At 31.1% G+C, this 2,476-nt stretch carries 3 protein-coding genes; all 3 read left to right on the top strand.

The window, feature by feature from the left end; translation table 11 throughout:
* Positions 1-1,068 (top strand): heparan-alpha-glucosaminide N-acetyltransferase domain-containing protein (locus WBN21_RS13525; protein WP_424201145.1); only part of this gene is annotated, 1,068 nt, incomplete at its 5' end.
* Entirely contained in the window at positions 1,055-1,423 is a 369-nt protein-coding gene (locus WBN21_RS13520; RefSeq protein ID WP_424201143.1) for a TfoX/Sxy family protein, read from the top strand. The genes WBN21_RS13525 and WBN21_RS13520, both read left to right, overlap by 14 nt.
* Positions 1,424-1,564: 141 nt before the next feature.
* Positions 1,565-2,476 (top strand): TonB-dependent receptor (locus tag WBN21_RS13515; protein WP_424201141.1); only part of this gene is annotated, 912 nt, incomplete at its 3' end.

The raw sequence follows: 2,476 nt of genomic DNA, 5'->3' as shown, positions 1-2,476 counted from the left end.
GCATTTGCTATTTTAATGATGCTTCAAGGGCATTTTATAGATACTTTATTATCGCCTGCTTATAGAGATAACACAAATACTGCTTATAATATTTGGTACTATTTTAGAGGGATTACGGCACCTACATTTTTTACTATTTCAGGCTTAGTTTTTGCTTATTTACTGCTTCGTGCTTATGCCAAAGGAAATGATAAACCTAGATTAAAAAAAGGGTTAATTAGAGGCCTTTTGTTACTTATTATCGGGTATAGTTTGCGCGTTAATATTGTGCATTGGTTGGATGGCTATTTCAATCCTTACATATTAGTGATTGATGTTTTACAATGTATTGGCTTATCCTTAATTTTCTTAGTTGGGTTGCACAGTATTTTCAAAAATCACAGTTACATTTATTCGATAGTTCTGTTCTCTATTGGGTGTTTATGTTTTATAACCGAACCACTCTATAGAAATATAACCTTAGATAATATCCCGAAATTTATTGCAAATTACATGACCACAACCAACGGTTCCGTTTTTACCATTTTACCATGGTTTGGCTACTCAGCCTTTGGCGCCTTTATTTCTACGGTATTTTTTAGGCATGTGCATCGCGACCGCTTCAAAATCGCAACTGTTATTACTTTTTTTGTAGTTGGATGGTTTCTTATATATTTTTCTTCTTGGTTATTATTAAACCTATATAGTTTTACAAACATCGAATTATTAAAAATGAGTGCCAACTACAATTATCTTTTTACACGACTTGGTAATGTGCTTATTTTATTTGGCGTATTTTATAGTTTGGAGAACTTTTTAAAACAATCAATCATTGGTCGAATTGGTGAAAAAACATTATCCATTTATGTTATTCATTTTGTTATACTTTATGGCAGTTTTACTGGTTTTGGATTAAAGCGTTTTTTAAGTAAATCTTTAGAGCCTTCAACAGCCATTTTTGGTGCTATTATTTTTATGATTGTAGTTTGCTTTATCTCGTTTCATTATGCAAAAACCAATCATTTTGTATATAATTTAATTCGAAACACTATTGATAAATTAAAAACTTATTACCATGGCCTACGATGAATATTTAGCCGACAGAATTCGTCAACAATTAAAAGAAAAACGAACTGCTTTTTCCGAACTAAAAATGATGGGTGGCCTATGTTTTAAAGTCGATAATAAAATGCTGTGTGGCATTCATATAGATAAAAATTATGGCGATAGTTTACTTATGGCTAGAATTGGTTTGAATGCCTATGAGAAAGAACTCAACAAGGCTGAATGTTTACCTATGGATTTTACAGGAAGACCAATGAAAGGCTATATTTTTGTTACACCTGATGGTTTTGATAATGACGTTGATTTATCGTATTGGTTAGATTTATGTTTAGCATTTAATCCTTCAGCAAAAGCGAGTAAACCGAAAAACAAAAAGTAATTATTATTACGAATCACAAGTTATTCGCTTAGAATTTCCATTCAAGTTTTAACGAAATTTTAATTTTAAAATTAAAACTTTCGTATTATTTTACCTTAAGTTTATAGCAAAATTAAAATCTAATTTGTTAACCATTAAATCATGCATAAAAAGGTTGTAATCATAATACTTATTTGCTTAGGTTTTCATTTAGTTTCTGCTCAAAACACACCGGTTGTTATTTCAGGTAAAGTTATTGAAAGTATTAACCAACTTCCAATTGAATATGCCACCATATCTTTAATTGATAACGTTTCAAAAAAACCTTTCACAGGAACCATAACATCTCCAGATGGTTTATTTACATTTAAAACAAATGAAACTAATTTCTATTTTGAAGTAAGTTTTATGGGTTTTGAAACGAAAACAATAACCGATTTTGAAATCATAAAAAACACGATTAACTTAAATACCATATCCTTGTTGGAAGACAATCAAGCTTTGGATGAAGTTGTTATTCGTGCTGAAAAATCTCAAACGGAATTTAAACTTGATAAACGCGTTTTTAATGTAGGTTTAGATTTAAGTTCTACAGGCGCAAGTTCCTTAGAGGTATTAAACAATATTCCGTCTGTAAATGTAAGTATTGAAGGCGTCATAAGTTTAAGAGGAAGCCAAGGTGTGCAAATACTTATTAACGGGAAACCTTCTGTTCTTGCTAGTGCCGATGGGAATGCCTTAGGAAGCATAACTGCCGATATGATTGAACAAGTAGAAGTCATAACCAACCCATCTGCAAAATACGATGCTGAAGGAACTTCTGGAATTATCAATATTATAATTAAAAAATCTGAAAAACGAGGTATAAACGGTTCTGCTACTTTAAATTTTGGTGTGCCAAACAGCAATAGTTTTGGATTTAGTATAAACAAACGCACCGAAAAATTCAATCTGTTTAGTCAATTTGGTTTTGGGCTTCGAACTTACCCAGACGAACGAAAATCAATAAACCGAGATTTAACAAATAACACCTCTATTAATAGTTCTGGTGAAGGTGAATTTAATGAAAAGTTT

This window comes from Algibacter sp., from assembly GCF_049667265.1.
In the GTDB taxonomy this organism is placed as follows: Bacteria; Bacteroidota; Bacteroidia; order Flavobacteriales; family Flavobacteriaceae; genus Algibacter_B.
The sequence above is the reverse complement of the archived record's forward strand: the minus strand, read 5'-3'. Positions and strand labels throughout refer to the sequence as shown.

Bases quoted from the DNA above. Each gene is read 5' to 3' on its own strand.
- WBN21_RS13520 (WP_424201143.1), top strand. From the start codon at position 1,055: ATGGCCTACGATGAATATTTAGCCGACAGAATTCGTCAACAATTAAAA.